The organism is Variovorax sp. Varisp46 (assembly GCF_059491885.1).
In genome coordinates, this window is record NZ_CP168515.1 from 3,095,889 (window position 1) to 3,118,600 (window position 22,712).

Sequence of the window (22,712 nt, forward strand, 5' to 3'; positions counted from 1 at the left end):
CAAGGCCCTTACTCCAGCACCACGTTCGCTTTCTTCACCAGCGCCGCATAGCGCGCGGCCTCGCTGCGGAAGTAGCTCGCGGCCTGCTCGGGCGTCGTGGGCCTGACGACGTTGCCCTGCTTGTCCATCGCCTCGCGCACTTCGGGGCTCGCGAAAGCGGCGGCCACCGCATCGTGCACGCGCTGCACGTCGGCCGCCTGCATCTTCGGCGGGCCGATCACCGCGAACCAGCCTTCGACCACGTAGTTCGGCAGCCCCTGCTCCGCGATGGTCGGAATCTCCGGCGCTGCCGGCGAGCGCGTCGCGCCGCACAGGCCGATGGCGCGCAGCGCACCGCTCCGGATGTGCTGCTGCACGGCCGGCAGCGCGACCACGCCCATCTCGACCTGCCCGCCGATCATGTCGGTCACCATCGGCCCGGTGCCCTTGTAGGGGATGTGCCGCGCCTTCACGCCGGCCTCGTCCATGAACATCTCGCCGGCAAGATGGATGATGGTGCCGTTGCCCGACGAGGCGTAGTTGTAGCCCTCGGGTTTGGCGCGCAGCAGCGCCACCAGCTCCTTCACGTTCTTCGCGGGCACCTTCGGGTTCACCAGCAGCACCAGCGGCGTCGCGCCCACCACGCTGATCGGCGTGACGTCGTTGATCGCGTCGAAGGGCATCTTCTTGAACACCGCCGGATTGATGACGTGGTTGTTCGACACCATGCCCAGCGTGAGTCCGTCGGGCGCGGCCTTGACGATGGCCGCCGCGCCGGTGATGCCGCCCGCACCCGGCAGGTTCTCGATCACCACCGGCTGGCCGAAGGCCTTGCCGAGCGCGGGCGCCGCCGCGCGCACGATGGTGTCGACGCCCGAGCCGGCGCTGATCGGCAGGATGAAGCGGACGGGCTTGTCGGAGCCCTGCGCGAGCGCCGGGCGCGCACCCATCGCGGCCACCGCGGCGGCGCACGCGCCGAGGCCGAGCACCGCGCGGCGGTTCAGGCGATCCAGGTTCGTCGAGGGAAGTGTCTTCGTCATGGTCTTGTCTCTCTTTATGTCTTCGAAAAAGGATCGCAGGATCAGGCCACTGCCGAATCGGCGAGCAGGGCGTCCACCTGCTCGCTTGCATAGCCCAGTTCGGCCAGCAGTTCGCGCGTGTGCTCGCCGAGCGTGGGTGGATTCAGGCGCACGCCGAGGCGCTCGCCGCCGAGCGTGATCGGGAACAGTGTCGTCTGCGCCGTTTCGCCGGCACGCTCGCCGTCGGGCAGGCGGATGTCCACGAGCCCGCCGGTGGCCTTCAGGTGCGGGTCTTCGTACAGGTCTTCCGGCCGCGTGATCGGCGCGAACGGCAGGCCCCTGGCCTCGAAGATCGCCGACAGATCCGCTGCCGAACGATCAGCCAGGCGCTGGCGCAGATCGGCCAGCAGCGTGGGCCGCAAACGCACCCGGTCGTTGTTGGTGCGCAGGGCCGGGTCGGCCTTCAGGTCGTCGAAGCCGAGCGCGTCACAGAAGGTCTTCCACTGCGCGTCGCTCACCGCGGCCAGAAAGATCTGCTCGCCGTCCTTCACAGTGAACACGTCGTACAGCGCCCACGCCGAGATGCGCTCGGGCATCGGCGCGGCGGCCTGCCCGGTGATCGCGTACTGCAGCATGTGCTGGCCGACCAGGAACACGTTGTTCTCGAACAGCGCAGACTGCACCTCCTGCCCCTTGCCGGTCTCGGCGCGCTGCATCAGCGCGGCGATCGCGCCGATGGCGCCGAACATGCCGCCCATGATGTCGTTCACGCTCGTGCCCGCGCGCAGCGGGTCGCCGGGGCGGCCGGTCATGTAGGCGAGGCCGCCCATCATCTGCACCACCTCGTCGAGCGCAGTGCGGTGCTCGTACGGGCCGGGCAGGAAGCCGGTGTGGTTCACGTACACGAGGCGCGGGTTGAGCTTGCCGAGGGCGGCATAGCCCAGGCCGTACTTGTCCATGGTGCCTGGCTTGAAGTTCTGCGCCACCACGTCGGCCGTGGCGCACAGGCGCAGCGCGGCCTCGAGCCCCTCGGGCTTCTTGAGGTCGAGCGCAATGCTCTTCTTGTTGCGGTTGAACATGGGAAAGAAGCCAGCCCCCGCACCCAGCAGGTGCCGCGTGCGGTCGCCCTCGATCGGCTCGACCTTGATGACCTCGGCGCCCAGGTCCGCGAGCACCATTCCGCAGGTCGGCCCCATGACCATGTGCGTGAACTCGACCACGCGGATGCCAGCCAGCGGCAGGCGCTTTTCTTCGGTGCCTGCGGTGCTCATGCCGCGACCCCCGCCGTGGCCGCGAAGGTCTTTGGAAAGCCCGCGCGCCATACCGTGCCCTGCAGCGTTTCGCCTTCGAGCCAGCCCGCCACGCGCTTGCGCAGCTCGAGCAGCTTCGGCAGATCGACGCCCGTCGCGACGCCCATGCTCTCGAGCATGAAGACGAGGTCTTCGGTGTCGACGTTGCCGCTGGCCCCGGGCGCATGCGGGCAGCCGCCGATGCCGGCGAGGCAGGCGTCGAAGCGCGTCACGCCGACTTCCAGCGCCGCGTAGACATTGGCCAGCCCGAGGCCGCGCGTGTCATGGAAGTGGCCGCACCACAGCCGGTCGCCCGCAATGCGCAGCGCGCGCTCGAACAGGCTACGGACCATCGCCGGATCGGCATAGCCGACGGTGTCGGCAAGGCTCACGCGGTCGGCGCCCGCGTCGAGCAGCGCCTGCATCAGCCGCAGCACTTCGTCGGCGTCGACGTGGCCCTGGAGCGTGCAGCCGAAGGCCGTGCCCACGCCGCCGTCGATGAGCGTCTTCGAGCCCGCCGCATCGCGCGCGGCGCGGATGCGGCCCACCTCGGCCACCACCTCGTCGGGCGTCTTGCGCAGGTTGGCGAGGCTGTGTGCGTGGCTGGCCGAGAGCGGCACGATCATCAGGTCGGCCCCGCCCGCGATGGCGCGCTCCGCGCCCTTCAGGTTGGGCACCAGCACCGAGGCGAAGAGCCCGGGCAAGGTCTTCGCATAGGCCAGCAGCTCGGCCGTGTCCGCCAGCTGCGGCAGCAGGTGCGCCGGCACGAAGGAGCCGACTTCGATCTCGCGCTGGCCGGCCGCATGCGCGTCGCGGATCCATTCGAGCTTGCGTGCGGTGGGCAGCACACGGGCAATGCTCTGCAGGCCGTCGCGCAGGCCCACTTCGCGAACGACCGCGCATGGCGGCAGGAAGGGGTGAATCAAGACTTTGTCTCCGTCGTGAGGGTACGGCGTGAATATTAGAAGTTCCGATTCGACCCAGAAGGTATATTTTGGAAGCCATTTGCTTCCGAAGCGGAACACCATGAGAGACCTCGACCTCACCACCCTGCGCCTGTTCGTCGCCGTCTGCGAAACGCGCAGCATCGCGCGCGCCGGCGAGCAGGCCAGCATCGTCGGCTCGGCCATCAGCAAGCGGCTGGCCCAGCTCGAAGAAGCGGTGGGCACGCCGCTGCTGCTGCGCAAGCGCCGCGGCGTGGTGCCCACGCCGGCCGGCGAAACCCTGCTGGAGCACGCCCGCGCGATGCTCGGCAGCGTGAACCGCATCGAGCGCGACATGGCCGCCTATGCGGGCGGCGCTCGCGGGCACGTGCGCATCCTGGCCTCGGCCTCGGTCATGGCCGAGTCGCTGGCGGAAGACGTGGCGGGCTTTTTGAAGGATCCGGCCCACCGCAACATCCGCGTCGACATGGAAGAGCGCATAAGCCCCGAGATCGTGCGCGGCATCCGCGAGGGCAGCGCTTCCATCGGCCTGTGCTGGGATGCCGCCGACCTCGACGGCCTGGAACGGCGCAACTACCGCTCCGACCACCTCGCCATCGTCGCGCACCCGTCGCATCCCGTCGCAAGGCACGAGCACGTGCGCTTCGAGCAGGTGCTCGACCACGAGTTCGTCGGCATGCCGGCACTGAGCGCCGTGCAGTTGATGCTGGCGCGCGAGGCGGCGGTGGCGGGCAAGCCGCTGGTGTACCGCGTGCTGGTCTCCAACTTCGACGCGGCACTGCGGGTGGTGCGGGCCGGGCTGGCGATCAGCGTGGTGCCGGCGGAGGTGGCGCGACCCTTCACCGATGCCTTCGGCCTGCGGCTGATGCCGCTCACCGACGCGTGGGCGCGGCGGCGTTTCGCGATCTGCTTTCGCGGCGAGGCGGCGCTGTCGCCGTCGGCGCAACTGCTGGTCGCGCACCTCGAGAGATGCGCCACGGACTGACGACCCGGAAGCTCATTCGGCCGAAATCCGAAACTATTCGTTGTGAATCATCAGGTTTTTGTTTCGATTCGCGCAACCTAACATTCGGGGCATTCAGCGCTGTCACCTCTTCGCATCACACATTCAGAAAGATCGCCGCCATGTTCCGCAGAGCCCTCCTCTCCGCCGCTACCCTCGCCACCACGCTGAGCCTCGCCCCGCTTGCCGCGCAGGCGGCCCAGCCGCTCAAGCTCGACGTCTACAACCCCGGCACGAAATCGATGTTCCCGGTCTCTTCGGAAATCGTCACGGGCCAGACCGACGCCGTGCTGATCGACGCCCAGTTCCAGCGCAACGACGCCGAGGCGCTGGTGCAGAAGATCAAGGCCACGGGCAAGAAGCTCACCACGGTCTACATCAGCCACAGCGATCCCGACTACTACTTCGGCCTCGACGTGATCCAGGCCGCCTTCCCCGACGCAAAGATCGTCGCCACGCCGCAGACCGTGGCCGCGATCCAGGCCTCGAAGGACGGCAAGCTCGCGCACTGGGGCCCGATCCTCAAGGACAACGCGCCCAAGGCGCTGCTCGTGCCCGAGCCGCTGGCCGGTGACAGCCTCACGCTCGAAGGCCGCAAGATCCAGGTCGTCGGCCTCGACGGCCCCACGCCCGAACGCACCTTCGGCTGGATTCCTTCGCTGAAGGCCGTGGTCGGCGGCATCCCCGTCTCGGCCAACATCCACGTGTGGGTGGCCGACACGCAGACGCCCGAATCGCGCCAGGAATGGATCAAGACGCTCGGCCGCATCGAGGCACTGCACCCGAAGACCGTGGTGCCCGGCCACTACCTGCCGAATACCAACGGCTCGGCGCCGTACACGCTGGCCTCTGTGAAGTTCACGCGCGACTACCTGAAGGCCTTCGAAGTCGAAGCCGCCAAGGCCAAGGACTCGGTCGCGCTGATCGCCGCGATGAAGAAGCGCTACCCGAAGCTGGAAGGCACTTCGTCGCTGGAACTCGGCGCCAAGGTCATCAAGGGAGAAATGAAATGGCCGCAGTGAACGACACCATCACCCTGCACTACATCTTCGACCCGCTGTGCGGCTGGTGCTACGCCGCGGCGCCGCTGGTCGACGCGGCGCGCAACGTGCCGGGCCTGCAGGTCGCGTTCCATGGCGGCGGCATGATGACCGGCGCCAACCGCCGCGCAATCACGCCGCAGTGGCGCGAGTACGTGATACCGCACGACCGGCGCATCGCCGAGATGACGGGCCAGCCCTTCGGCGAAGGCTACTTCGAAGGACTGCTGCGCGACACCGGCGCGGTGATGGATTCCGAGCCGCCGATCACCGCCATCCTCGCGGCCGAATCGCTGCGCTCAGGCGGTGGGCTGGACATGGTGCATCGCCTGCAGCGTGCGCACTATGTCGAAGGCCGACGCATCGCCGACGCGCAAGTGCTGAAGGCGGTGGCCGCGGAACTCGGTTTCGATACCGAAGCCTTTGCTGCAGCCGTCGAGCGCCTGGCGGGAGAAGCGACCGCGCAGCACATCGCCGAAAGCCGCCAGCTGCTGCAACGTGCGGGCGGCCAGGGATTCCCGACCTTCGTGCTGACGCGGGCCGATGGCAGCGCCAGCCGCATCGAGATCGGCCCGTGGCTGGGCCGTACCGAAGACTGGAAGGCGCGCCTCGCGGAACTCGTCTAGCGCGCCACGCCCAGCAGCCGGTCCAGCACCTGCGGCTGGGTGCGCAGCGCCGCGGCGCTGTCCTTGTGCACGATGGTGCCGTGGTCCAACACCACTGCTTCGTCGGAGATCGCGAGGATCGCCTGCGGATGCTGCTCCACGATGATCGCGGCCAGCCCCTCGTCCTGCGTGATGCGGCGGATGGCGCGCAGCAGCTCTTCCACAATGATCGGCGCGAGCCCTTCGAGTGGCTCGTCGAGCAGCAGCAGCTTGGGGTTCAGCACCAGCGCGCGGCCCACGGCCAGCATCTGCTGCTCGCCGCCCGACAGCTGCGTGCCGAGGTTGGTCTTGCGCTCTGCGAGACGCGGGAACATCTCGTAGACCCGTTGCGGATTCCACTTGCCCGGCCGTTCCACGGCCGTGAGGTTCTCGTGCACGGTGAGCGACTTGAAGATGTTGCGCTCCTGCGGCACCCAGCCGATGCCGGCTGCCGCGCGCTGGTGCGGCGCCAGCTTGTGCAGCGCCTGTCCGCTCAGCGCGATGCTGCCGCCATGCTGGCGCGTGGCGCCCGCGAGCGTATTGATCAGCGTGGTCTTGCCCGTGCCATTGCGGCCCAGCAGCGCCAGCGTCTGGCCCTCGCCGAGCGCGAACGCCACGTCGTGCAGCACCACGGCCTCGCCGTAGCCGGCACTCAGGTTCTCGATGCGCAGCAGCTCAGACATGGGCGGTTTCTCCGTGGCCCAGATAGACCTCTTTCACCTTGGGATCGTTGGCGATGGTTTCAGGGTCGCCCTCGGTCAGCAGCGTGCCGTTGACCAGCACCGTCATGCGGTCGGCAAAGCTGAACACCAGGTCCATGTCGTGCTCGATGAGCAGCACCGACACGTCGGCCGGCAGCGCGGCCACGGTTTGCAGCAGCTCCTCGCGCTCGCCGGCGGGCACGCCCGCCACCGGCTCGTCGAGCAGCAGCACGCGCGGCTCGCAGGCCAGCGCGATGGCGATCTCCAGCAGGCGGCGCTTGCCATAAGCCAGGTGCTTCACCTGCTGTTGTGCCACGTCGCTCAGGTGGAATTGCTCGAGCAGTTGCGTCGCGCGCTCGGCGATCGCCTTGCTGGCGCCCAGCGGACGCCACCATTGCGCGCCGATGCCCTGGTGCTGCGACACCACGAGCGCCAGCGTTTCGAGCGGCGTCATCGAATCGAACAACTGGTTGATCTGGAACGTGCGCACCAACCCGCGCGCCACGCGCTTGTGCGGCGCGAGCGTCGTGATGTCTTCGCCCAGCAGCGTGATGCGGCCTTCGGTCGGCGTGAGCACGCCCGTGAGCTGGTTGATCAGCGTGGTCTTGCCCGCGCCGTTGGGGCCGATCAGCGCATGGCGCGCGCCGCGCTTGAGCTCCATCGACACGTTGTTGGTGGCCGTGATGCCGCCGAAGCGCATCACGAGGCCGTGGGTGGAAAGAACGGTGTCGCTCATGCCGCTCCCCCCTTCTTCTTGCCGGCGCCGAACCACGTCCAGGGCTTCAGCAGCCGGTCGCGCCCGACCAGCACCAGCAGCACCAGGATCAGGCCGATCCAGAACATCCAGTACTGCGGCGTCACGGCCGACAGCCAGGTCTGCAGCAGCTTGAACACGATGGCGCCCGCCACGCCGCCATAGAGCCAGCCCACGCCGCCGATGACGAGCATCAGCAGCACGTCGGCCGAGCGGTCGAAGGCCAGCACGTCGAGCGAGGCGAAGCCGGTGGTCTGCGCCAGCAGCGCGCCCGCGGCGCCGGCGATGCCGGCTGCCACGGTGTAGATGACCGCAAGGCGCGACACCACCGGGATGCCGATGGCCATGGCACGCAGCCGGTTGTCGCGGATGGCCTTGAGCGTCGCGCCGAACGGCGAATGCACCAGCCGGCGCATCAGCAGGAACAGCAGCAGCATCACGGCCAGCGAATACCAGGCGGCCGTGCGGCCGTACAGGTCGAAATCGAACAGGCCGAGCACCGGTCCCATCACCACGCCCTGCAGGCCGTCGGCACCGCCGGTCAGCCAGTCGAGCTTGTTGGCGAGTTCGAGCAGCAGCAGCGCGGTGCCGAGCGTGACCATCAGGCGCGTGAGGTCGCTGCCGCGCAAGATCGTCACGCTGGCGACGAGGCCCAGCAGCGCGGAGAGCACGGTGGCGACCACGAGCCCCACGGTCGGGTCGGGCATCGCGAGCTTGGCGAACAGCGCCGCCGCATACGCGCCGAAGCCGAAGAAGGCGGCATGGCCCAGCGACACGATGCCGGTGTAGCCGAGGATCAGGTCGAGCGACATCGCAAACAGCGCGACGATGGCGATCTCGTTGATCAGCAGCGAGTGCGAAGGCATCACGAGCGGCAGCGCGAAGGCCGCGGCCCAGACGACGAACTCGAGCGGGTGCCAGCGCGCCTTGCGCAGCAGGGCCGACTGGAAATCGGTCGCAGAAGAAGGCGTGCTCATTCAGCGCCCCCCTTTGCGGGTGAACAGGCCCTGGGGCCGCCACATCAATATGAGGATCATCAGCAGGTAGACGGTGAACGCACCCATCTTCGGAATGAAGTACTTGCCCGCCACGTCGGCAATGCCCAGCAGCAGCGCCGCCGCGAGCGGCCCGGTGATCGACGAGGTGCCGCCGACCGACACCACGATCAGGAAATAGATCATGTACTTGAGCGGGAAGGTCGGGTCGAGCCCGAGAATTTCCGCGCCCAGCGCACCGCCCAACCCCGCGAGCCCGGAGCCCACGGCGAAGGTCAGCAGGAACACGATGTTCACGTTGATGCCCAGCCCCGCCGCCACGCGCGGGTCGTCGACCGCCGCGCGCAGCCGGCTGCCGAAGCGCGTCTTCGACAGGATGAGCTGAAGCACCACCGTGAGCACGGCGCACACGCCGATGATGAAGAGCCGGTAGTGCCCCATGCCCAGCAGCAGCGCGCCGTCGCCGATTTCGGTACGGCCGCGCAGCCACTCGGGCAGCTGCACGTTCTGCTGCGACGATCCCACGAAGTAGTCGACGGCCGCCACGGCCATGAAGGCGAGGCCGATGGAAAAAAGCACCTGGTCGAGGTGCGGCTTGCCGTACATCGGCCGATAGAGCGTGCGTTCGAGCAACGCCCCGGCCAACGCGACGACGATGAACGCGAACGGCAGGCAGGCCAGGAATGGCAGGCCCAGCTTCTGCATCGCGAACACCGTGAGGTACCCGCCCGCCATGGCGAAGGCGCCGTGCGCGAGGTTGATGAAGTTCATCAGCCCGAGCGTCACGGCCAAGCCGACGGCGAGCACGAAGAGCAGCATGCCGTAGGCGATGCCGTCGAAAAGAATGGTCAACATATCAGCGATTCACCAGCTTGCCGCGCGCTGCGGTCTCTTCGGGAAACACCGAGGAACCGGCTTTGCCGGGCCTCTGGTGTTGCCCCCGGTAGGGGGAAGGCGAAGCGACACGAAGTGCGCGCAGCCTGGGGGCGAGCATTATTTAGCTTTACCCGGGTCCTTCACGCCCTTGATCACGTCGAACTCGACGTTGTAGAGCTGTCCGTCCTTCTTCTCGACCTTGCGCAGGTACACGTCCTGCACGATGTCGCGCGTCTGCGCATCGATCAGAACCGGGCCGCGCGGGCTCTCGAAGACCTGGCCCTTCATGGCCGCCAGCAGCGCTTCGCCGCCGCCCTGGCCCTTGGTGGTCTTGAGCGCTTCGTAGATCACGCGCATGCCGTCATAGCCGCCCACGGCCATGAAGTTGGGGCGCATCTTGGGGTTGGCCTTCTGGAAGGCCTCGACGAACTTCTTGTTCATCGCCGAGGGGTGCGCGGCCGAGTAGTGGTGCGAGGTGACCACGCCCAGCGCGCCGTCGCCCATGTCGTTGAGCTGGTCGTCGTCCGTCACGTCGCCGGTGGCGATCATCTTGATGCCGGCCTTGTCCATGCCGCGCTCGAGGAACTGCTTCATCACGGCCGCGCCCGCGCCCGAGGGCACGAAGACGAACAGCGCGTCAGGCTTGGCGTCGCGCACCTTCTGCAGGAACGGAGCGAAGTCGGGGTTGCGCAGCGGCACGCGCAGCTTCTCGAGCACCTTGCCGCCGTTGAGCTGGAAGCGCTCGCTGAAGAACTTCTCGGCGTCGTTGCCGGGACCGTAGTCCGCCACCAGCGTGACGACTGTCTTCACGCCGTTCTTCGGCGCCCAGTCGCCCATGGCCACCGACACCTGCGGCAGCGTGAAGCTCGAACGGATGACGTAGGGCGAGGCTTCGGTGATGCTCGACGTGGCAGCGGCCATCACCACTTCAGGCGTCTTCGACTGCGTGGCGATCGGCGCCACGGCCAGCGCCAGCGGCGTGAGGCCGAAGCCGGCCAGCACGTTGACCTTGTCGTTCACCACCAGTTCCTGAGCCAGGCGCTTGGTGACGTCGGGCAGGCCGGTGTCGTCCTTGACGATCAGCTCGACCTTCTTGCCGGCCACGGTGTCGCCGTTCTGGGCCATGTAGAGGCGCGCGGCAGCTTCGATCTGGCGGCCGGTGGAGGCCGACTGGCCCGTCATCGGCAGGATCAGGCCGATCTTGAACTTGTTGTCCTGGGCGCTGGCCAGCGACATTGAAAGCGCTAGCGCCGACAGGGCGGCGGTCTGGATGAGATGGCGTCTTTGCATGGTTTTTCCTTTGAGGGGCGGAACGCGAACCCGGGCTATTTTCAACACTTTGCAACACCCGGCGGAGCTGGCAATCACCTAGCGGCCTCCGACGGGATTCTTTGTTGCGCGATAACCAGATGAACCGCGCGATCATCGCGCATGGCAGCTTCCGCCTGCGTGCGTGCCGGCTGTCGGCGCAGTAGGCGCAGCCGGGCCGGGTCGTTTGATCCAAGCCGCCGATGTTTCGAAGGCGATACGATGTTCCGCTCGTTCCCCCATCACGACGGAGTCATCCATGTCCCAGCACGCCGCCTTGCCCGCCCGCTACGACCACGTGGGCAGTTTCCTGCGCCCCAAGTACCTGCTCGAAGCGCGCGAGCAGAAGGCCAAGGGCGAGATCACGCCCGAGCAGCTTCGCCTGGTCGAAGACAAGGCCATCACCGAGATCGTCCGCTTCCAGGAAGACATCGGCCTGAAGAGCATCACCGACGGCGAGTTCCGCCGCACCTACTTCCACATCGATTTCCTCGACCAGCTCGGCGGCGTGAAGACCGACATTCCGGTCACCATCCGCAAGCCCGACGGCACCGAGGAACTGGCGCCGCCGGCGATGCGCGTGATCGACAAGGTGCGCCACGTGAAGGACATCCAGCTCGCCGACTTCCAGTACCTCAAGAGCCAGGTTACGGCGGGCCGCACGCCGAAGGTGACCATCCCCTCGCCGACCATGCTGCACTTCCGCGGCGGCCGCGCCGGCATCAGCAAGGAACACTATCCCGAGCTCGACCCGGTGTTCTACGACGACGTGGCCAAGGCCTATGGCGACGAGCTGCGCTCGCTGGCTGCAGCCGGCTGCACCTACGTGCAGATGGACGACACCAACCTGGCCTACCTGTGCGACGAGCACATGCGCGAAGCCGCCCGCAAGCGCGGCGACGACCCCAACGAGCTGCCGCACCGCTACGCCGCCTTCATCAACAAGGTGGTCGCGCAGAAGCCGCCGGGCATGCTGCTGGCCATGCACCTGTGCCGCGGCAACTTCAAGAGCACGCACGCAGCGGCCGGCAACTACGAACCGGTGGCCGAGGCGCTGCTGAAAGAGATGGATCTCGACGCCTACTTCATGGAATACGACGACGCCCGCTCGGGCGACTTCAAGCCGCTGCGCTACCTGCCCAAGGGCAAGACCGTGGTGCTCGGCCTCGTGACCACCAAGTTCGGCGAGATGGAGGACAAGGACGAACTCAAGCGTCGGATCGAAGATGCCACCAAGTACGCCCCGCTCGAACAGCTCGCGCTATCGCCGCAATGCGGCTTCTCCAGCACGGTGCACGGCAACAACATCGCCGTGGAAGCGCAGCGCGCCAAGCTGCGCCTCGTGGTCGAGACTGCACAGGAAGTCTGGGGCTCGACCTGAAGCGCCATTTCTGTTGAAGTCGGGGCCCATGACGATTCACATCTACTCCGGCCCCCTCAGCATGTTCGGCGCCAAGGTCGAGATCGCGGCGCGCGAAAAAGGCCTTGCCTTCGAACTGGTCATGGTGCCGTTCATCGAGGGCGACGCCTACGAGCCCAAGCACCCGGTGGTGCTGCGGGTCAACCCGGTCAAGCAGCAGGTGCCCGTGCTGACCGACGAGATCGACGGCGGGGTCGAGCTGTTCGACTCGACGCAGATCTTCGAATACCTCGAAGACCGCTACCCCGCCCCTGCGCTGTGGCCCGAGGGCATCGCCGAACGGGCCCGCGCACGGCAGCTGGAGCAGAAGTCCGACGAGGTCTTCTTTCCCAACGTCATCAAGCTCTTCGGCCTGCAGCACGACATGCACAGCGCCGCGGCGATCGCGGCCTGCGCCGGCTGCGCGCGCTTCTATGAAGAAATGGAAGGCCTGCTGGCCACGCGCGAGTACCTCGCCGGCCCCTACTCCTTCGCCGACATCGCCTTCTACATGGCCTGCGTGTTCGCCGACCGCAAGGGCGCCGGCATGACCGACACCACGCCGCGCCTGCTGGCCTGGCGCACACGCGTGGGCGACCGCCCCGCGGTGCGCGCGGTGGTCGACCCGATGATGCGGTTCCTGGCCTCGCAGGGGCGCGGCGTGCCGGCCTTCCTTCAACGCTGAAGGCCGGCGGCGCTGAGGCATCATCGCTCCATGCCGATCACAGGGTTCGACTGGCTGCCCTCCCCTTCGCAGCATTTCCTCGTCGTCACTTTCGCATTGCTGGTCTACGTCCTGACCACGCGCGCGCGCCGCGAGCAGCGCGCACCCACCACGGCCATCGCCTGGGTCATGGGGCTGGTGCTGATGCCCTATTTCATCCTGCCCATGTACCTGCTGTTCGGCCAGCGCAAGCTGCGCCCGGCGGGCTCGCCGCGGCCGCCGCGCTCGGTGCCGCCGGGCCACTGGGCGGCCGACCTGATCGAGAGCTTCGGCCTCGCTCCGCCGGGGCGCTGCGCGATCCGCATGCATGCCGACGGCGAGGCCGCGCGCGAGGCGCTGTGGCAGGTGATCGACGGCGCGCGCGAGCGCATCGACGTGTGCACCTTCATCATCGGCGACGACCCGCTCGGCCATGCGGTGATCGAGCGGCTCGCCAGGCGGGCGCGCGAGGGGCTCAAGGTGCGGGTGCTGCTCGACGGCTTCGGCGCGCTGTCGCTGCCGCGCCATCACTTCGACCGGCTGCGCGCGGCGGGCGGCGAGGTGGCGGTGTTCCGCCCCTTCTTCAGCCTGCGCCGCATCGGGCCGCGCAACCTGCGCAACCACCGCAAGTTCACCATTGCCGACGACAGCTGGCTCTGGTCGGGCGGGCGCAACCTCGCGGGCGAGTATTTCACCGGCAGCGACAAGCATCCCGAGGCCTGGTACGACCTGTCGTTCGATCTGCGCGGCAGCGTGGCCGCGGCGGCGGCGCGCCAGTTCGACCACGACTGGACCTCGGTGCGCACCCGCAAGGCCCGCGCCATCACGTGCGACGACGTTGCCGAGGGCCCGGGCACGGCCATGGCCCAGTTCCTGCCGAGCGGCCCCGACCAGACCGAGGACACGGCGCATGCCTTGCTGATCGACGCGTGCTTCCGCGCCGAGCACCGCATCCTCGCGATCACGCCCTACTTCGTGCCCGGCGACGGCCTGCGCGACGCACTGCGGCTGGCCGCGCGGCGCGGCGTGCAGGTGACCATCGCGATGCCGGCGAAGTCGAACCACCGCCTGGCCGACTTCGTGCGCGCACGCGCCATGCGCGACCTGGCACGCGCGGGCGTGAGCTTTCGCATGCTCCCGTTCATGGCGCACGCCAAGGCCGTGGTGGTGGACGACGAACTCGCCATCTGCGGCTCCATCAACCTCGACCTGCGCAGCCTGCTGCTGAACCACGAGGCCGCCGTGGTGTTCTACGGCCAGGACCACATTGACTGGCTGGCCGAGTGGATCGAGACCACCGCGTCGGCCGGCGAACCCTACCGCGCGCGGCGACCGGGGCTGCTGCGCGACGTGGCCGAGGGGCTGCTGCTTACCGTCGCTTTCCAGCTGTAGTCGGCTCGGCGGCCTTGGCGTCCTTTGCCACGGCGTCGAGCCCGGCGAGCACGTAGCGCATCAGGTCGTCCGCCAGCGCCTGCGTGTCTTTCAGGGCCGGCAGCACCTTGCTGCTCAGGTCCTTGGGTGCCACCGTCATCACCAGGCACGGCAGCACCGTGAGCAGCAGGCTGCGCTGCACCGAGGGATGGTCGCCGGGCAAGCCCATGATCTCGCCGATGATGCCGCGCAGCAGCTTGGCCTTGGGCAGCACCGCCCGCTGGATCATCGCCGGCATGGCCGGCGACGGCGACAGCGCCTCGCGCAGCACCACCCGGAAGCCCCACGGCGCCTTCGGCTGCGCGCTCATCTCGACCATGTGCGTGAGGAAGGCGCGCAGCTTGAGCCGCGCATCGGTGGACTCCATGGACAGCGCCATCAGCTCGTCGAGGCTCACCAGTTGCCGGTGCGCCTCGATCAGCACCGCCTCGTAGAGCCCGTCGCGGCCGCCGAAGTGGTAGTTGATCGCGGCCATGTTGGTGCCCGCGCGGGTGCAGATTTCCTTGCTGGTGCTCTGCGCGAAACCCTGCGCCGCGAACAGCCGCCCCGCGGTCTCGAGGATGTGCAGGCGCGTGGTGTTGCCGTCGGTGCGCGGAGTGCGGGTTGCCATGCCTCGAGGCTAACCCAAACGAAAAAATACTTCAAATTCAAATTTCAATTTGATAACATCACACAGGGCCGGGGACAGAAGCAGCCTCGTCAGGACACACACCATGAACAGGAAACCGCTTATCGCCATCGCCGCCGTGGCAGTCATCGCGGCAGCGGGCGGCTGGTGGTACGCGCACCGCTCGGCCGCGCCCTCCGACCAGCTCGTGCTGTACGGCAACGTCGACCTGCGCCAGGTCTCGCTGGCCTTCAACGCCAACGAGCGCGTGGCCGAGCTGACGGTGCGCGAAGGCGACCGCGTGCGCGCCGGGCAGGTACTGGGCCGGCTCGACACCCGCTCGCTGGTGCTGCGCGCGGCGCAGTCGCAGGCGCGCATCGGCGTGCAGGAGCAGGTCCTGCTGCGCCTGAAGACCGGCAGCCGCCCCGAGGAAGTGGCGCAGGCCGGCGCCCAGGTGGCCGCCGCGCAGGCCGATGCCGATCTGGCGCAGCAGCAGCTCGCGCGCCTGCAGGCCATCGGCGCCACCACGGCCGGCCGCGCGGTGAGCCAGCAGGATCTCGACAACGCGCAGGCCAGGCGCAAGGTGGCGCTGGCGCAGCTCGACAACGCGCACAAGGCGCAGCAGCTGGTTGTCACCGGGCCGCGCAAGGAAGACATCGGGCAGGCGCAGGCCCAGCTCGAATCGGCCCGCGCCGAACTCGCACTCATGAACCACCAGCTCGCGGAGGCCGAGCTCAAGGCGCCCATCGACGCCGTCGTGCGCGCCCGGCTGTTCGAACCGGGCGAGATGGCCTCGCCGCAGCGCCCGGCCTTCACGCTCGCCATCACCGATCCCAAGTGGGTGCGCGCCTACGTGGCCGAACCCGACCTCGGCCGCGTGCGCGCCGGGCAGGAGGCCCGCGTGAGCACCGACAGCCAACCCGGCGAGGCCATTGCGGGCAAGGTCGGCTACATCTCGTCGGTGGCCGAGTTCACGCCCAAGACGGTGCAGACGGAGGAGCTGCGCAGCAGCCTCGTCTACGAGATCCGCGTGATGGTCGACGACAAGGAGGACCGGCTGCGGCTCGGCATGCCGGCGACCGTGCGACTGCAGCTGGCTTCGACGGGCAGGCCCTGAATGACCGCCTCTCTTCATGCATGGCTCCCTCCCCTTTCGGGGGAGGACCGGGGTGAGGGCAGGCGGTGCGGCCATCGAGCGCTCTGCCTGCCCCCATCCCAGCCTTCCCCCAGCGGGGGAAGGAGCAAGACTTCCCACACGGAGGGCTGTTGAATGCAAGCCGTGGCCGGGCGCTCGCTGCACAAGCGCTTCGTGCCGAAGGCGCCGGCCGCGGCCGTGCACGCGCTCGACGACGTGTCGCTCGAAGTACCCGCCGGCACGCTCACCGCGCTGGTCGGTCCCGACGGCGCAGGCAAGACCACGCTGCTGCGCCTCATGGCCGGCCTGATGCGCGCCGACCAGGGCGAGCTTCGCGTGCTCGGCATCGACGTGTCGGCCGACCCGCAGGCGGTGCAGGACCGCATCAGCTACATGCCGCAGCGCTTCGGCCTCTACGACGACCTCAGCGTGCAGGAGAACCTCGACCTCTACGCCGACCTGCACGGCGTGCCGCGCACGCAGCGGCGCGAGCGCTACGCACGGCTGATGGAAATGACCGACCTCGGCCGCTTCACCACCCGCCCCGCCGGCAAGCTCTCGGGCGGCATGAAGCAGAAGCTCGGCCTGGCCTGCACGCTGGTGCGCTCGCCCGACCTGCTGCTGCTCGACGAGCCGACTGTGGGTGTGGACCCGCTCTCGCGCCGCGAGCTGTGGGGGATCGTGCAGCAACTGGTCGACGACGAAAAGCTCTCGGTCATCGTCAGCACCGCCTACCTCGACGAGGCCGAGCGCTGCAGCCATGTGTTCGTGCTGCGCGGCGGCAAGCTGCTGGCGCAGGGCGCGCCCGGCAAACTGCGCGACCGGGCGCGCGGCCTGTGCTTTGTCGCAACGCCGTCCGACAGCGAGCCGCCGCGATTGCTTCAGGCTCGCCTGCTCGATGCGCGGCAGGACATCGTCGATGCAGTGCCGCAGGGCGGCGAGGTGCGCTTCATCCGCCGCGAGGAAGCAGACGGCGCGCGGCTCGACGCGCTGCTCGACGGCGCGCACACCGAGCCCGTCGCACCGCGCCTCGAAGACAGCTTCATGATGCTGCTGCGAACGCAGCCATCGCCCGCCAGCGACACCATTCCGCCAGCCGCCATGGCGACGCCCGACGGCCAATCCGGCGAGGTGGTCATCGAGGTCAAGGACCTCGTGCGCCGCTTCGGTGATTTCGTCGCCGTGGCCAACACCAGCTTCTCGGTTCGCCGCGGCGAAATCTTCGGCCTGCTCGGCCCCAACGGCGCGGGCAAGACCACCACCTTCCGCATGCTCTGCGGCCTGCTGCCCGCCAGCGGCGGCCAGTTGCGCGTGGCCGGCGTCGACCTGCGGCATGCACGCGCACAGGCGCGCCAGCGCATCGGCTACGTCTCGCAGAAGTTCGCGCTCTACGGCAACCTCACGGTGCGCGAGAACCTCTCGTTCTTCGGGGGGGCCTACGGCCTGCGCGGCGCGAAGCTGCGCGAGCGGATGGACACGGTGCTGCACCAGTTCGACCTTGCCCAGGCACTCGACACGCCCAGCGGCCAACTGGCCGGCGGCTACAGGCAGCGCCTGGCGATGGCCACCGGCCTGCTGCACGAGCCCGAGATCCTGTTCCTCGACGAACCCACCAGCGGCGCCGACCCGCTCGCGCGCCGCGAGTTCTGGCGCCGCATCACGGCGCTGTCGGAAGGCGGCACCACAGTCGTCATCACCACGCACTTCATGGAAGAGGCGGAGTACTGCGACCGCATCGTGATCCAGGACGCAGGCAAGGTGCTGGCCATCGGCACGCCGCAGGAGGTGCGCGCGCAGGCGCTGGGCGAGGAAGACAACGGGAGACGCATCGACATGGAACAGGCCTTCATCGGCATCGTCGAGAAGGCGCGGCACAAGAGCACGGAAGAGGTGGCGGCATGAACGGCTTCCGGTCCCGCCTGGTCTCCCTCACGCGCAAGGAGTTCCGCCAGCTGCTGCGCGACCGCAGCAACCTCGCCATCGGCATCCTGCTGCCGATGGTGCTGATCCTGATCTTCGGCTACGGCATGTCGCTCGACGTGAAGAACGCGCCCGTGGCCGTGGTCATGGAAGACGCCTCGCCGACCGCGCACGAGGCCGTTGCCGGGCTGCAGCTCTCGCCCACCATTGCGCCGGTCCTGCTGGGCTCGATGCACGACGCCGAGGAACTGATGCGCGAGCGCAAGGTCGACGGCATCGTGCGCGTGCCGGCCGATTTCTCCCGCGCGCTCGCCGCCGGCAACGCACGCGTGCAGCTCATCGTGCACGGCTCGGACGCGGGGCGCGCGAGCATCATCAAGGCCTACGTGAGCGGCGCCCTCGCGCAAGCGGGCGTGCGGCAGGCGGACCGCAGCGGCGACGCTGCCGGCGCCGCGGCCGCAGGCAGCGTCGCCGTCGAGCAGCGCATGTGGTTCAACGCCGCGAACACCAGCACCTGGTATCTGGTGCCGGGCTTGATCGTGCTCATCATGACGCTGGTCGGCGCCTTCCTCACGGCGCTGGTGATGGCGCGCGAATGGGAGCGCGGCACGCTGGAGGCGCTGTTCGTCACACCGGTGCGGCCGGTCGAGATCCTGCTGGCCAAGATCATTCCGTACTTCGCGGTCGGCATGCTGGGCCTTACGCTGTGCCTGCTCTCCGCGCGCTACCTGTTCGCCGTGCCCATGTACGGCTCGCTGCTGGTGGTGGTGTTCAGCTCGATGCTGTACCTGATCGTGGCCGTGAGCCTGGGTCTCGTGATCTCGTCGGTCACGCGCAACCAGTTCCTCGCGAGCCAGGTGGCTCTGATCGCGACCTTCATGCCTTCGATGATGCTGTCGGGCTTCCTGTTCGATCTGCGCAACGTGCCCACTGCCGTTCGGGTGGTGGGGCACCTGCTGCCGGCCACCTATTTCATGGATCTGATCAAGACGCTGTTCCTCGCCGGTGACGTGTGGCCGCTGATCTGGCGCAACTGCGCGATCCTGCTGGCGTACGCGGTGGGCCTGCTGCTGGTGGCGCGCGCGGTAACTCGCAAGAGCCTCGACTGAGGACCGAAGCCATGATCGATTTCCTCATGCGCATCGCCAACCTCTGCCGCAAGGAGCTGCTGACGATCCTCAAGGACCCGGCCACGCGCGCCATCCTGGTCGCGCCGGCATTGCTGCAGAGCCTGGTCTTCGGCTACGGCGCGACCTACGATCTCACCAACGTGCCCTATGCGTTGCTCGACCAGAGCCGCAACGGCGCCTCGTCCGAACTCATCGCGCACCTGGACAGCACGGGCGTCTTCCACCGCGTGGCCACGCTGCGCTCGCAGGCCGACATCCGCGAGGTGGTCGACACCGAGCAGGCGCTGCTCGTCATCCAGATTCCCGCCAACTTCGAGCAGCAGCTCAGCGCGGGGCAGACCACGACGATCCAGCTGATCCTCGATGCGCGCAACTCCAACACCGCGGGCTCGGCGGCGGGCTACGTGAGCGCGGTGGTCGAACGCTACAACGCGGAACTGCGCGCGCGCGCGGGCGCCCCGCCCTCACCGCTGGTCATCGAATCGCGCGCATGGTTCAACCCGAATCTCGAGACGCGCTGGAACCTGCTGCCCGGCATGATCGCTGCGCTCAGCATGCTGCAGACGCTGCTGCTCACCGCGCTGTCGGTGGCGCGCGAGCGCGAGCAAGGCACCTTCGACCAGCTGCTGGTCACGCCGATGTCGCCGCTCGATATCATGATCGGCAAGGCACTGCCGCCGGTGCTGGTGGGGCTGGTGCAGTCGTCGCTGATCCTGCTTGTGGCGCTGTTCTGGTTCCGCATTCCGATGGCGGGCTCGCTCGTCACTCTGTACACGGGGCTGGTGTTCTTCACGGTCGCGAGCGTGGGCATCGGCCTGTCGATCTCGGCCGTGTCGGCCAACATGCAGCAGGCCATGCTCTACGCATTCGTGCTGCTCATGCCGCTGATGCTGCTGTCGGGCCTGACCACGCCGGTGCGCAACATGCCGCACGTGCTGCAGGTGGCCACGCTGGCCAACCCGCTGCGCTTTGCCATCGATCTCGTGCAGCGCGTGTACCTCGAAGGCGTGGGGCTGGGCACGGTCTGGCACAACCTGATTCCGCTCGCAGTCATCGCCGCCATCACGCTGCCGCTGGCGGCCTGGCTGTTCCGCAACCGTCTTGTCTGAAACCGGGAGCACGCCATGCCTCTTCTGTCCGCTCCTCGCGCCGCGACCGCGTTCGCCTTCTCCCTGTTGCTCTCCGGCTGCGCCGTAGGACCCGACCACAAGCCGGCCGAGGTGCGCACGCCCGCCGACTGGACTGCCTGGCACGGCGGCTCGCCCGCGCTGCTGGGCGCGGAACGGCAAGGCGCTTCCACCGGCGGCATCGCATCCGGCGACTGGAAGGCCTTCAACGATCCGGTGCTCGATCGCCTCGAAGCCATGGTGCTCGCAAGCAACCCCGACCTTCAGACTGCCGCCCTGCGCTTCGCACAAAGCCGCGTGCAGCGCACCACCACGGCGGCGCAGCAGGGGCCGCAGGTGAACGCGAGCGCCGGCGTCACCCGGCAGCGCCAGAGCGAAAGCGGTGCCGCCACGCGGATGATCGATGCGCTCGGCTCGTCGGTCTCCAACCGCGACCAGCTCATTCACACACTCAGCGAGCCCTACAACCTCTACCAGGCCGGCTTCGATGCCTCGTGGGAGATCGACCTGTGGGGCCGCGTGCGCCGGGCCATCGAGGCGGCCGATGCCGACGCGAGCGCCTCGTCCGCGCTGCTGCGGCAGGCCCGGCTCAGCGTGCAGGCCGAGCTGGCGCGCAACTACTTCGAGCTGCGCGGCACGCAACGCGAACTGCGCATCGCGCGCGCCGACATCGCTGCAGCCGCCGAGTCGCTCGAACTGGTGCAGGCGCGCGCCGACGGCGGCCTCGTCACCGACCTGGACCCGATGCGCCAGCGCTCGCTGGTCGCCGAACTGCGCGCGCGCATTCCCGCGCTGCTGCTGCAGGAGGCCGATGCGACGAACCGCATCACGCTGCTGGCCGGTGCCGCGCCCGGCGCGCTGAACACCGAGCTGGCCGACACCGCCACCGGCGACGCACTCGACACCCCGGCGCTCCCCGCCCTCGCGCTGGGCCAGCCCGCCGAACTCGCGCGCCGCCGCCCCGACATCGCGGCGGCCGAGGCGCAGCTGCATGCCGCCACGGCCCGCATCGGCGTGGCCGTGGCCGATCTCTATCCTCGCGTGACGCTGGGCGCCGGCTTCGGCTACGAATCGGTAGGCAGCGAGCGTTTCGGTGAATGGGGCAGCCGGCAATGGCACGTGGGCCCGTCGATCAGCCTGCCGATCTTCGACAACGGACGCCGCCGCGGCACCGTCGAACTGCGCGAGCTGCAGCAGCAGGAAGCGGCCGTGGCCTTTCAGCAGACCGTGCTCAAGGCCTGGCACGAGATCGACTCGGCGCTCACCGCCTACGCCGCCGAGCGGCAGCGGCAGACCGAACTGGCCGAGCGCGAGCGCCGCGGCCGCGACGCGCTGGTGCTGGCGGCTGCCCGCTACAAGGGCGGCCTCACCGACCTGAGCGTCGAGCTCGACGCGCGCCGCGCCCTGCTGCAGGCGCGGCGCGACCAGGCGCAGAGCGCCAGCCGGCTCGCGGTCGGGCTGGTGGCCGTCTACAAGGCACTGGGCGGCGAGGCCGTGGCGTCGGCCAGCATGCGCGTCGAAGGCCTGCGACCCGAAGACTGATTCAAGCCCTGTTGGTAAAGCTCGCGTTGCCCAGCCCCGTGCCGATGGTCAGCACGCCCCAGTGCCGCACGTCGCGCATGAAGGGCAGTTCGCTCAGGCCCTGCACCACTGCGTCGTTGTGCATCAGCACCAGCGTCGGGCCCGAGCCCAGCATCGGCATGCGCTGCCACAGCTGGCTCGGCAGGTGGAAGGCGTGGCTGTCCCAGTCGCCGGGCAGGTTCTGCGCGCCGCGCGCTATGAAACCGTCCGGCCGAATCAGGCCCGGGCAGCCAACGCCGACGAAGGGCGCGAGCCGGATCTTCCTGCGCTCGCTGTAGCGCACCATGTCTTCCAGCATGTCGGCGATGTGCTCGACCATGCCGCCGCGGTCGGGCGCATCGTCCGCATGGCGCCACTTCTCGCGGCGCACCACCTTGGCGAGCGAGAAGTCGCGCGCCTTGCGGTGGCGTGTTTTCACGATGCCGCAGCGCACGTTGGTGCCGCCGATGTCCACCGCGAGGATCGCGTCGTGCTTCTTCAGCATGGCGCGCGGCACAAGGTGCGCCCAGCCGATCAGTCCGCCGTCGTCCACGTCGTGCGAGAGGCGGCCGATCTGCACGTGCAGGCCCATCTCCTCGAGGATGGCCCCAGTCTGCAGGATGGCGCGCTCGCCCACGTCGCTCTCGGGAAAGCCGCCGCCGACCACGATGCGCTGCACCTTCCGCCACGAGGGCTGGCGCATGAAGCGCTGGATCACCAGGGCCAGCTCCTGCGCGAACTCCTCGATGGCGCCATGCATCACATCGGAGGCCTCGGACGCCTTTCCTCCCTGCAGCGCGCGGTCGAGTTCCCCCTTGCCGAGGTCGCGCGAATGCGAGCCGCCCAGCGGGTCCTTTCCCTTCCTGCGGCGGCGCTTGCGCCAGCGTTCGAGCAGTTCGCGAAAGGCCGTCTGGCTGGCCTGGTCGCCGACGAAACCGTCCTTGTCGCGCAGCTGCAGGCTGTAGCCGTCGACCTGCACGCCCGGCAGCTCCCGCAGGCCGTGGACGTCGGGGCCGGGGTGTTCGTTCTTCATGGAGCGGGTCTTCATGGCAACCGACTGTGGGCCCGATCAGCGGCCCGCCCCATCGGCACCGCGCACCACGGCGTGTAGGAGAGCGGCGGGTGCGCCAAACGGAACGATGTCTATA

Annotated in this window: 20 protein-coding genes and 1 pseudogene; 11 read left to right on the forward strand and 10 right to left on the reverse strand. The window is 68.7% G+C overall.

The window, feature by feature from the left end; all coding sequences use genetic code 11:
* Nucleotides 1-8 precede the first annotated feature (8 nt).
* Genes ACEN9N_RS14665 through ACEN9N_RS14675 form a run of 3 tightly spaced genes read right to left on the reverse strand, consistent with a single transcriptional unit; the run spans nt 9 to nt 3,213 of the window.
* A complete protein-coding gene (locus ACEN9N_RS14665) occupies nt 9-1,019 on the reverse strand; it encodes a tripartite tricarboxylate transporter substrate binding protein (RefSeq protein WP_413314552.1) in 1,011 nt (336 codons plus the stop codon).
* Nucleotides 1,020-1,060: 41 nt separating this feature from the next.
* Nucleotides 1,061-2,269 (reverse strand): CaiB/BaiF CoA transferase family protein, encoded by a 1,209-nt coding sequence (locus tag ACEN9N_RS14670; protein WP_495653866.1) that lies wholly within the window; start codon nt 2,267-2,269, stop codon nt 1,061-1,063.
* Entirely contained in the window at nt 2,266-3,213 is a 948-nt protein-coding gene (locus ACEN9N_RS14675) for a hydroxymethylglutaryl-CoA lyase (RefSeq protein WP_413314554.1), read from the reverse strand. The genes ACEN9N_RS14670 and ACEN9N_RS14675 overlap by 4 nt, the downstream gene beginning before the upstream one ends.
* Before the next feature lie 100 nt (nt 3,214-3,313).
* Between ACEN9N_RS14675 and ACEN9N_RS14680 the strand changes: the two genes are divergently transcribed.
* From ACEN9N_RS14680 to ACEN9N_RS14690, 3 genes and pseudogenes are all read left to right on the forward strand, one after another.
* Nucleotides 3,314-4,216, forward strand: coding sequence for a LysR family transcriptional regulator (locus tag ACEN9N_RS14680; RefSeq protein WP_495653867.1), 903 nt, complete (start codon nt 3,314-3,316; stop codon nt 4,214-4,216).
* 140 nt (nt 4,217-4,356) lie between these two features.
* Nucleotides 4,357-5,250, forward strand: a pseudogene (locus ACEN9N_RS14685) (MBL fold metallo-hydrolase); the annotation flags it as partial.
* Nucleotides 5,244-5,900: a DsbA family protein gene (locus ACEN9N_RS14690; RefSeq protein WP_413314556.1), complete on the forward strand. Its 657-nt coding sequence runs from the start codon at nt 5,244-5,246 to the stop codon at nt 5,898-5,900. The pseudogene ACEN9N_RS14685 and the gene ACEN9N_RS14690, both read left to right, overlap by 7 nt.
* Here ACEN9N_RS14690 and ACEN9N_RS14695 read toward each other — a convergent pair.
* The 5 genes from ACEN9N_RS14695 to ACEN9N_RS14715 all read right to left on the reverse strand — a co-directional run bounded on the left by ACEN9N_RS14695 (nt 5,897) and on the right by ACEN9N_RS14715 (nt 10,534).
* Complete coding sequence (locus ACEN9N_RS14695; protein ID WP_007830636.1) at nt 5,897-6,601, reverse strand: ABC transporter ATP-binding protein; 705 nt, start codon at nt 6,599-6,601, stop codon at nt 5,897-5,899. The two genes, ACEN9N_RS14690 and ACEN9N_RS14695, sit on opposite strands and share 4 nt — an antisense overlap.
* Complete coding sequence (locus ACEN9N_RS14700; protein WP_007830634.1) at nt 6,594-7,355, reverse strand: ABC transporter ATP-binding protein; 762 nt, start codon at nt 7,353-7,355, stop codon at nt 6,594-6,596. The genes ACEN9N_RS14695 and ACEN9N_RS14700 overlap by 8 nt, the downstream gene beginning before the upstream one ends.
* Nucleotides 7,352-8,350: a branched-chain amino acid ABC transporter permease gene (locus ACEN9N_RS14705; protein ID WP_495653868.1), complete on the reverse strand. Its 999-nt coding sequence runs from the start codon at nt 8,348-8,350 to the stop codon at nt 7,352-7,354. Before ACEN9N_RS14705 ends, ACEN9N_RS14700 begins: the two co-directional genes overlap by 4 nt.
* Nucleotides 8,351-9,223 carry a branched-chain amino acid ABC transporter permease gene (locus tag ACEN9N_RS14710; RefSeq protein WP_413314558.1) on the reverse strand — a complete coding sequence of 291 codons (873 nt, stop codon included), beginning with the start codon at nt 9,221-9,223 and terminating at the stop codon, nt 8,351-8,353. It lies immediately after the preceding gene.
* Nucleotides 9,224-9,361: 138 nt separating this feature from the next.
* Nucleotides 9,362-10,534, reverse strand: coding sequence for an ABC transporter substrate-binding protein (locus tag ACEN9N_RS14715; protein WP_413314560.1), 1,173 nt, complete (start codon nt 10,532-10,534; stop codon nt 9,362-9,364).
* 277 nt (nt 10,535-10,811) lie between these two features.
* Between ACEN9N_RS14715 and ACEN9N_RS14720 the strand changes: the two genes are divergently transcribed.
* The 3 genes from ACEN9N_RS14720 to ACEN9N_RS14730 are packed head-to-tail and all read left to right on the forward strand — an operon-like array spanning nt 10,812 to nt 14,046.
* Nucleotides 10,812-11,933 (forward strand): 5-methyltetrahydropteroyltriglutamate--homocysteine S-methyltransferase, encoded by a 1,122-nt coding sequence (locus tag ACEN9N_RS14720; RefSeq protein WP_495653869.1) that lies wholly within the window; start codon nt 10,812-10,814, stop codon nt 11,931-11,933.
* A gap of 28 nt (nt 11,934-11,961) precedes the next feature.
* Entirely contained in the window at nt 11,962-12,636 is a 675-nt protein-coding gene (locus ACEN9N_RS14725) for a glutathione S-transferase family protein (RefSeq protein ID WP_413314562.1), read from the forward strand.
* Nucleotides 12,637-12,666: 30 nt separating this feature from the next.
* Complete coding sequence (locus tag ACEN9N_RS14730; RefSeq protein WP_413314563.1) at nt 12,667-14,046, forward strand: phospholipase D-like domain-containing protein; 1,380 nt, start codon at nt 12,667-12,669, stop codon at nt 14,044-14,046.
* Here the strand turns inward: ACEN9N_RS14730 and ACEN9N_RS14735 are convergent.
* Nucleotides 14,024-14,695 (reverse strand): TetR/AcrR family transcriptional regulator, encoded by a 672-nt coding sequence (locus ACEN9N_RS14735; RefSeq protein ID WP_007830625.1) that lies wholly within the window; start codon nt 14,693-14,695, stop codon nt 14,024-14,026. The genes ACEN9N_RS14730 and ACEN9N_RS14735 overlap by 23 nt on opposite strands.
* 103 nt (nt 14,696-14,798) lie before the next feature.
* On the opposite strand from ACEN9N_RS14735, the gene ACEN9N_RS14740 reads away from it, so the two are divergent.
* From ACEN9N_RS14740 to ACEN9N_RS14760, 5 genes are all read left to right on the forward strand, one after another.
* The gene (locus tag ACEN9N_RS14740; protein ID WP_495653870.1) at nt 14,799-15,809 is read left to right on the forward strand and encodes an HlyD family secretion protein; all 1,011 of its coding nucleotides are present in this window, start codon (nt 14,799-14,801) and stop codon (nt 15,807-15,809) included.
* Nucleotides 15,810-15,962: 153 nt separating this feature from the next.
* On the forward strand, nt 15,963-17,729 hold the full coding sequence (locus ACEN9N_RS14745; protein ID WP_495653871.1) for an ATP-binding cassette domain-containing protein: 1,767 nt from the start codon (nt 15,963-15,965) through the stop codon (nt 17,727-17,729).
* A complete protein-coding gene (locus ACEN9N_RS14750) occupies nt 17,726-18,856 on the forward strand; it encodes an ABC transporter permease (RefSeq protein WP_413314568.1) in 1,131 nt (376 codons plus the stop codon). Before ACEN9N_RS14745 ends, ACEN9N_RS14750 begins: the two co-directional genes overlap by 4 nt.
* Nucleotides 18,857-18,867: 11 nt before the next feature.
* Entirely contained in the window at nt 18,868-19,986 is a 1,119-nt protein-coding gene (locus ACEN9N_RS14755) for an ABC transporter permease (protein ID WP_495653872.1), read from the forward strand.
* A 15-nt stretch (nt 19,987-20,001) separates the two neighbouring features.
* Nucleotides 20,002-21,546, forward strand: coding sequence for an efflux transporter outer membrane subunit (locus ACEN9N_RS14760; protein WP_495653873.1), 1,545 nt, complete (start codon nt 20,002-20,004; stop codon nt 21,544-21,546).
* A 1-nt stretch (nt 21,547) separates the two neighbouring features.
* On the opposite strand, the gene ACEN9N_RS14765 is transcribed toward ACEN9N_RS14760, so the two are convergent.
* Nucleotides 21,548-22,597, reverse strand: coding sequence for an ROK family protein (locus ACEN9N_RS14765; RefSeq protein ID WP_495653874.1), 1,050 nt, complete (start codon nt 22,595-22,597; stop codon nt 21,548-21,550).
* Nucleotides 22,598-22,712: the final 115 nt, after the last annotated feature.

Coding starts and splice junctions, on each gene's coding strand:
- ACEN9N_RS14665 (WP_413314552.1), bottom strand. CDS start 1,019: ATGACGAAGACACTTCCCTCGACGAACCTGGATCGCCTGAACCGCCGC.
- ACEN9N_RS14670 (WP_495653866.1), bottom strand. CDS start 2,269: ATGAGCACCGCAGGCACCGAAGAAAAGCGCCTGCCGCTGGCTGGCATC.
- ACEN9N_RS14680 (WP_495653867.1), top strand. CDS start 3,314: ATGAGAGACCTCGACCTCACCACCCTGCGCCTGTTCGTCGCCGTCTGC.
- ACEN9N_RS14690 (WP_413314556.1), top strand. CDS start 5,244: ATGGCCGCAGTGAACGACACCATCACCCTGCACTACATCTTCGACCCG.
- ACEN9N_RS14695 (WP_007830636.1), bottom strand. CDS start 6,601: ATGTCTGAGCTGCTGCGCATCGAGAACCTGAGTGCCGGCTACGGCGAG.
- ACEN9N_RS14700 (WP_007830634.1), bottom strand. CDS start 7,355: ATGAGCGACACCGTTCTTTCCACCCACGGCCTCGTGATGCGCTTCGGC.
- ACEN9N_RS14705 (WP_495653868.1), bottom strand. CDS start 8,350: ATGAGCACGCCTTCTTCTGCGACCGATTTCCAGTCGGCCCTGCTGCGC.
- ACEN9N_RS14710 (WP_413314558.1), bottom strand. CDS start 9,223: ATGTTGACCATTCTTTTCGACGGCATCGCCTACGGCATGCTGCTCTTC.
- ACEN9N_RS14715 (WP_413314560.1), bottom strand. CDS start 10,534: ATGCAAAGACGCCATCTCATCCAGACCGCCGCCCTGTCGGCGCTAGCG.
- ACEN9N_RS14720 (WP_495653869.1), top strand. CDS start 10,812: ATGTCCCAGCACGCCGCCTTGCCCGCCCGCTACGACCACGTGGGCAGT.
- ACEN9N_RS14725 (WP_413314562.1), top strand. CDS start 11,962: ATGACGATTCACATCTACTCCGGCCCCCTCAGCATGTTCGGCGCCAAG.
- ACEN9N_RS14730 (WP_413314563.1), top strand. CDS start 12,667: ATGCCGATCACAGGGTTCGACTGGCTGCCCTCCCCTTCGCAGCATTTC.
- ACEN9N_RS14735 (WP_007830625.1), bottom strand. CDS start 14,695: ATGGCAACCCGCACTCCGCGCACCGACGGCAACACCACGCGCCTGCAC.
- ACEN9N_RS14740 (WP_495653870.1), top strand. CDS start 14,799: ATGAACAGGAAACCGCTTATCGCCATCGCCGCCGTGGCAGTCATCGCG.
- ACEN9N_RS14745 (WP_495653871.1), top strand. CDS start 15,963: ATGCAAGCCGTGGCCGGGCGCTCGCTGCACAAGCGCTTCGTGCCGAAG.
- ACEN9N_RS14750 (WP_413314568.1), top strand. CDS start 17,726: ATGAACGGCTTCCGGTCCCGCCTGGTCTCCCTCACGCGCAAGGAGTTC.
- ACEN9N_RS14755 (WP_495653872.1), top strand. CDS start 18,868: ATGATCGATTTCCTCATGCGCATCGCCAACCTCTGCCGCAAGGAGCTG.
- ACEN9N_RS14760 (WP_495653873.1), top strand. CDS start 20,002: ATGCCTCTTCTGTCCGCTCCTCGCGCCGCGACCGCGTTCGCCTTCTCC.
- ACEN9N_RS14765 (WP_495653874.1), bottom strand. CDS start 22,597: ATGAAGAACGAACACCCCGGCCCCGACGTCCACGGCCTGCGGGAGCTG.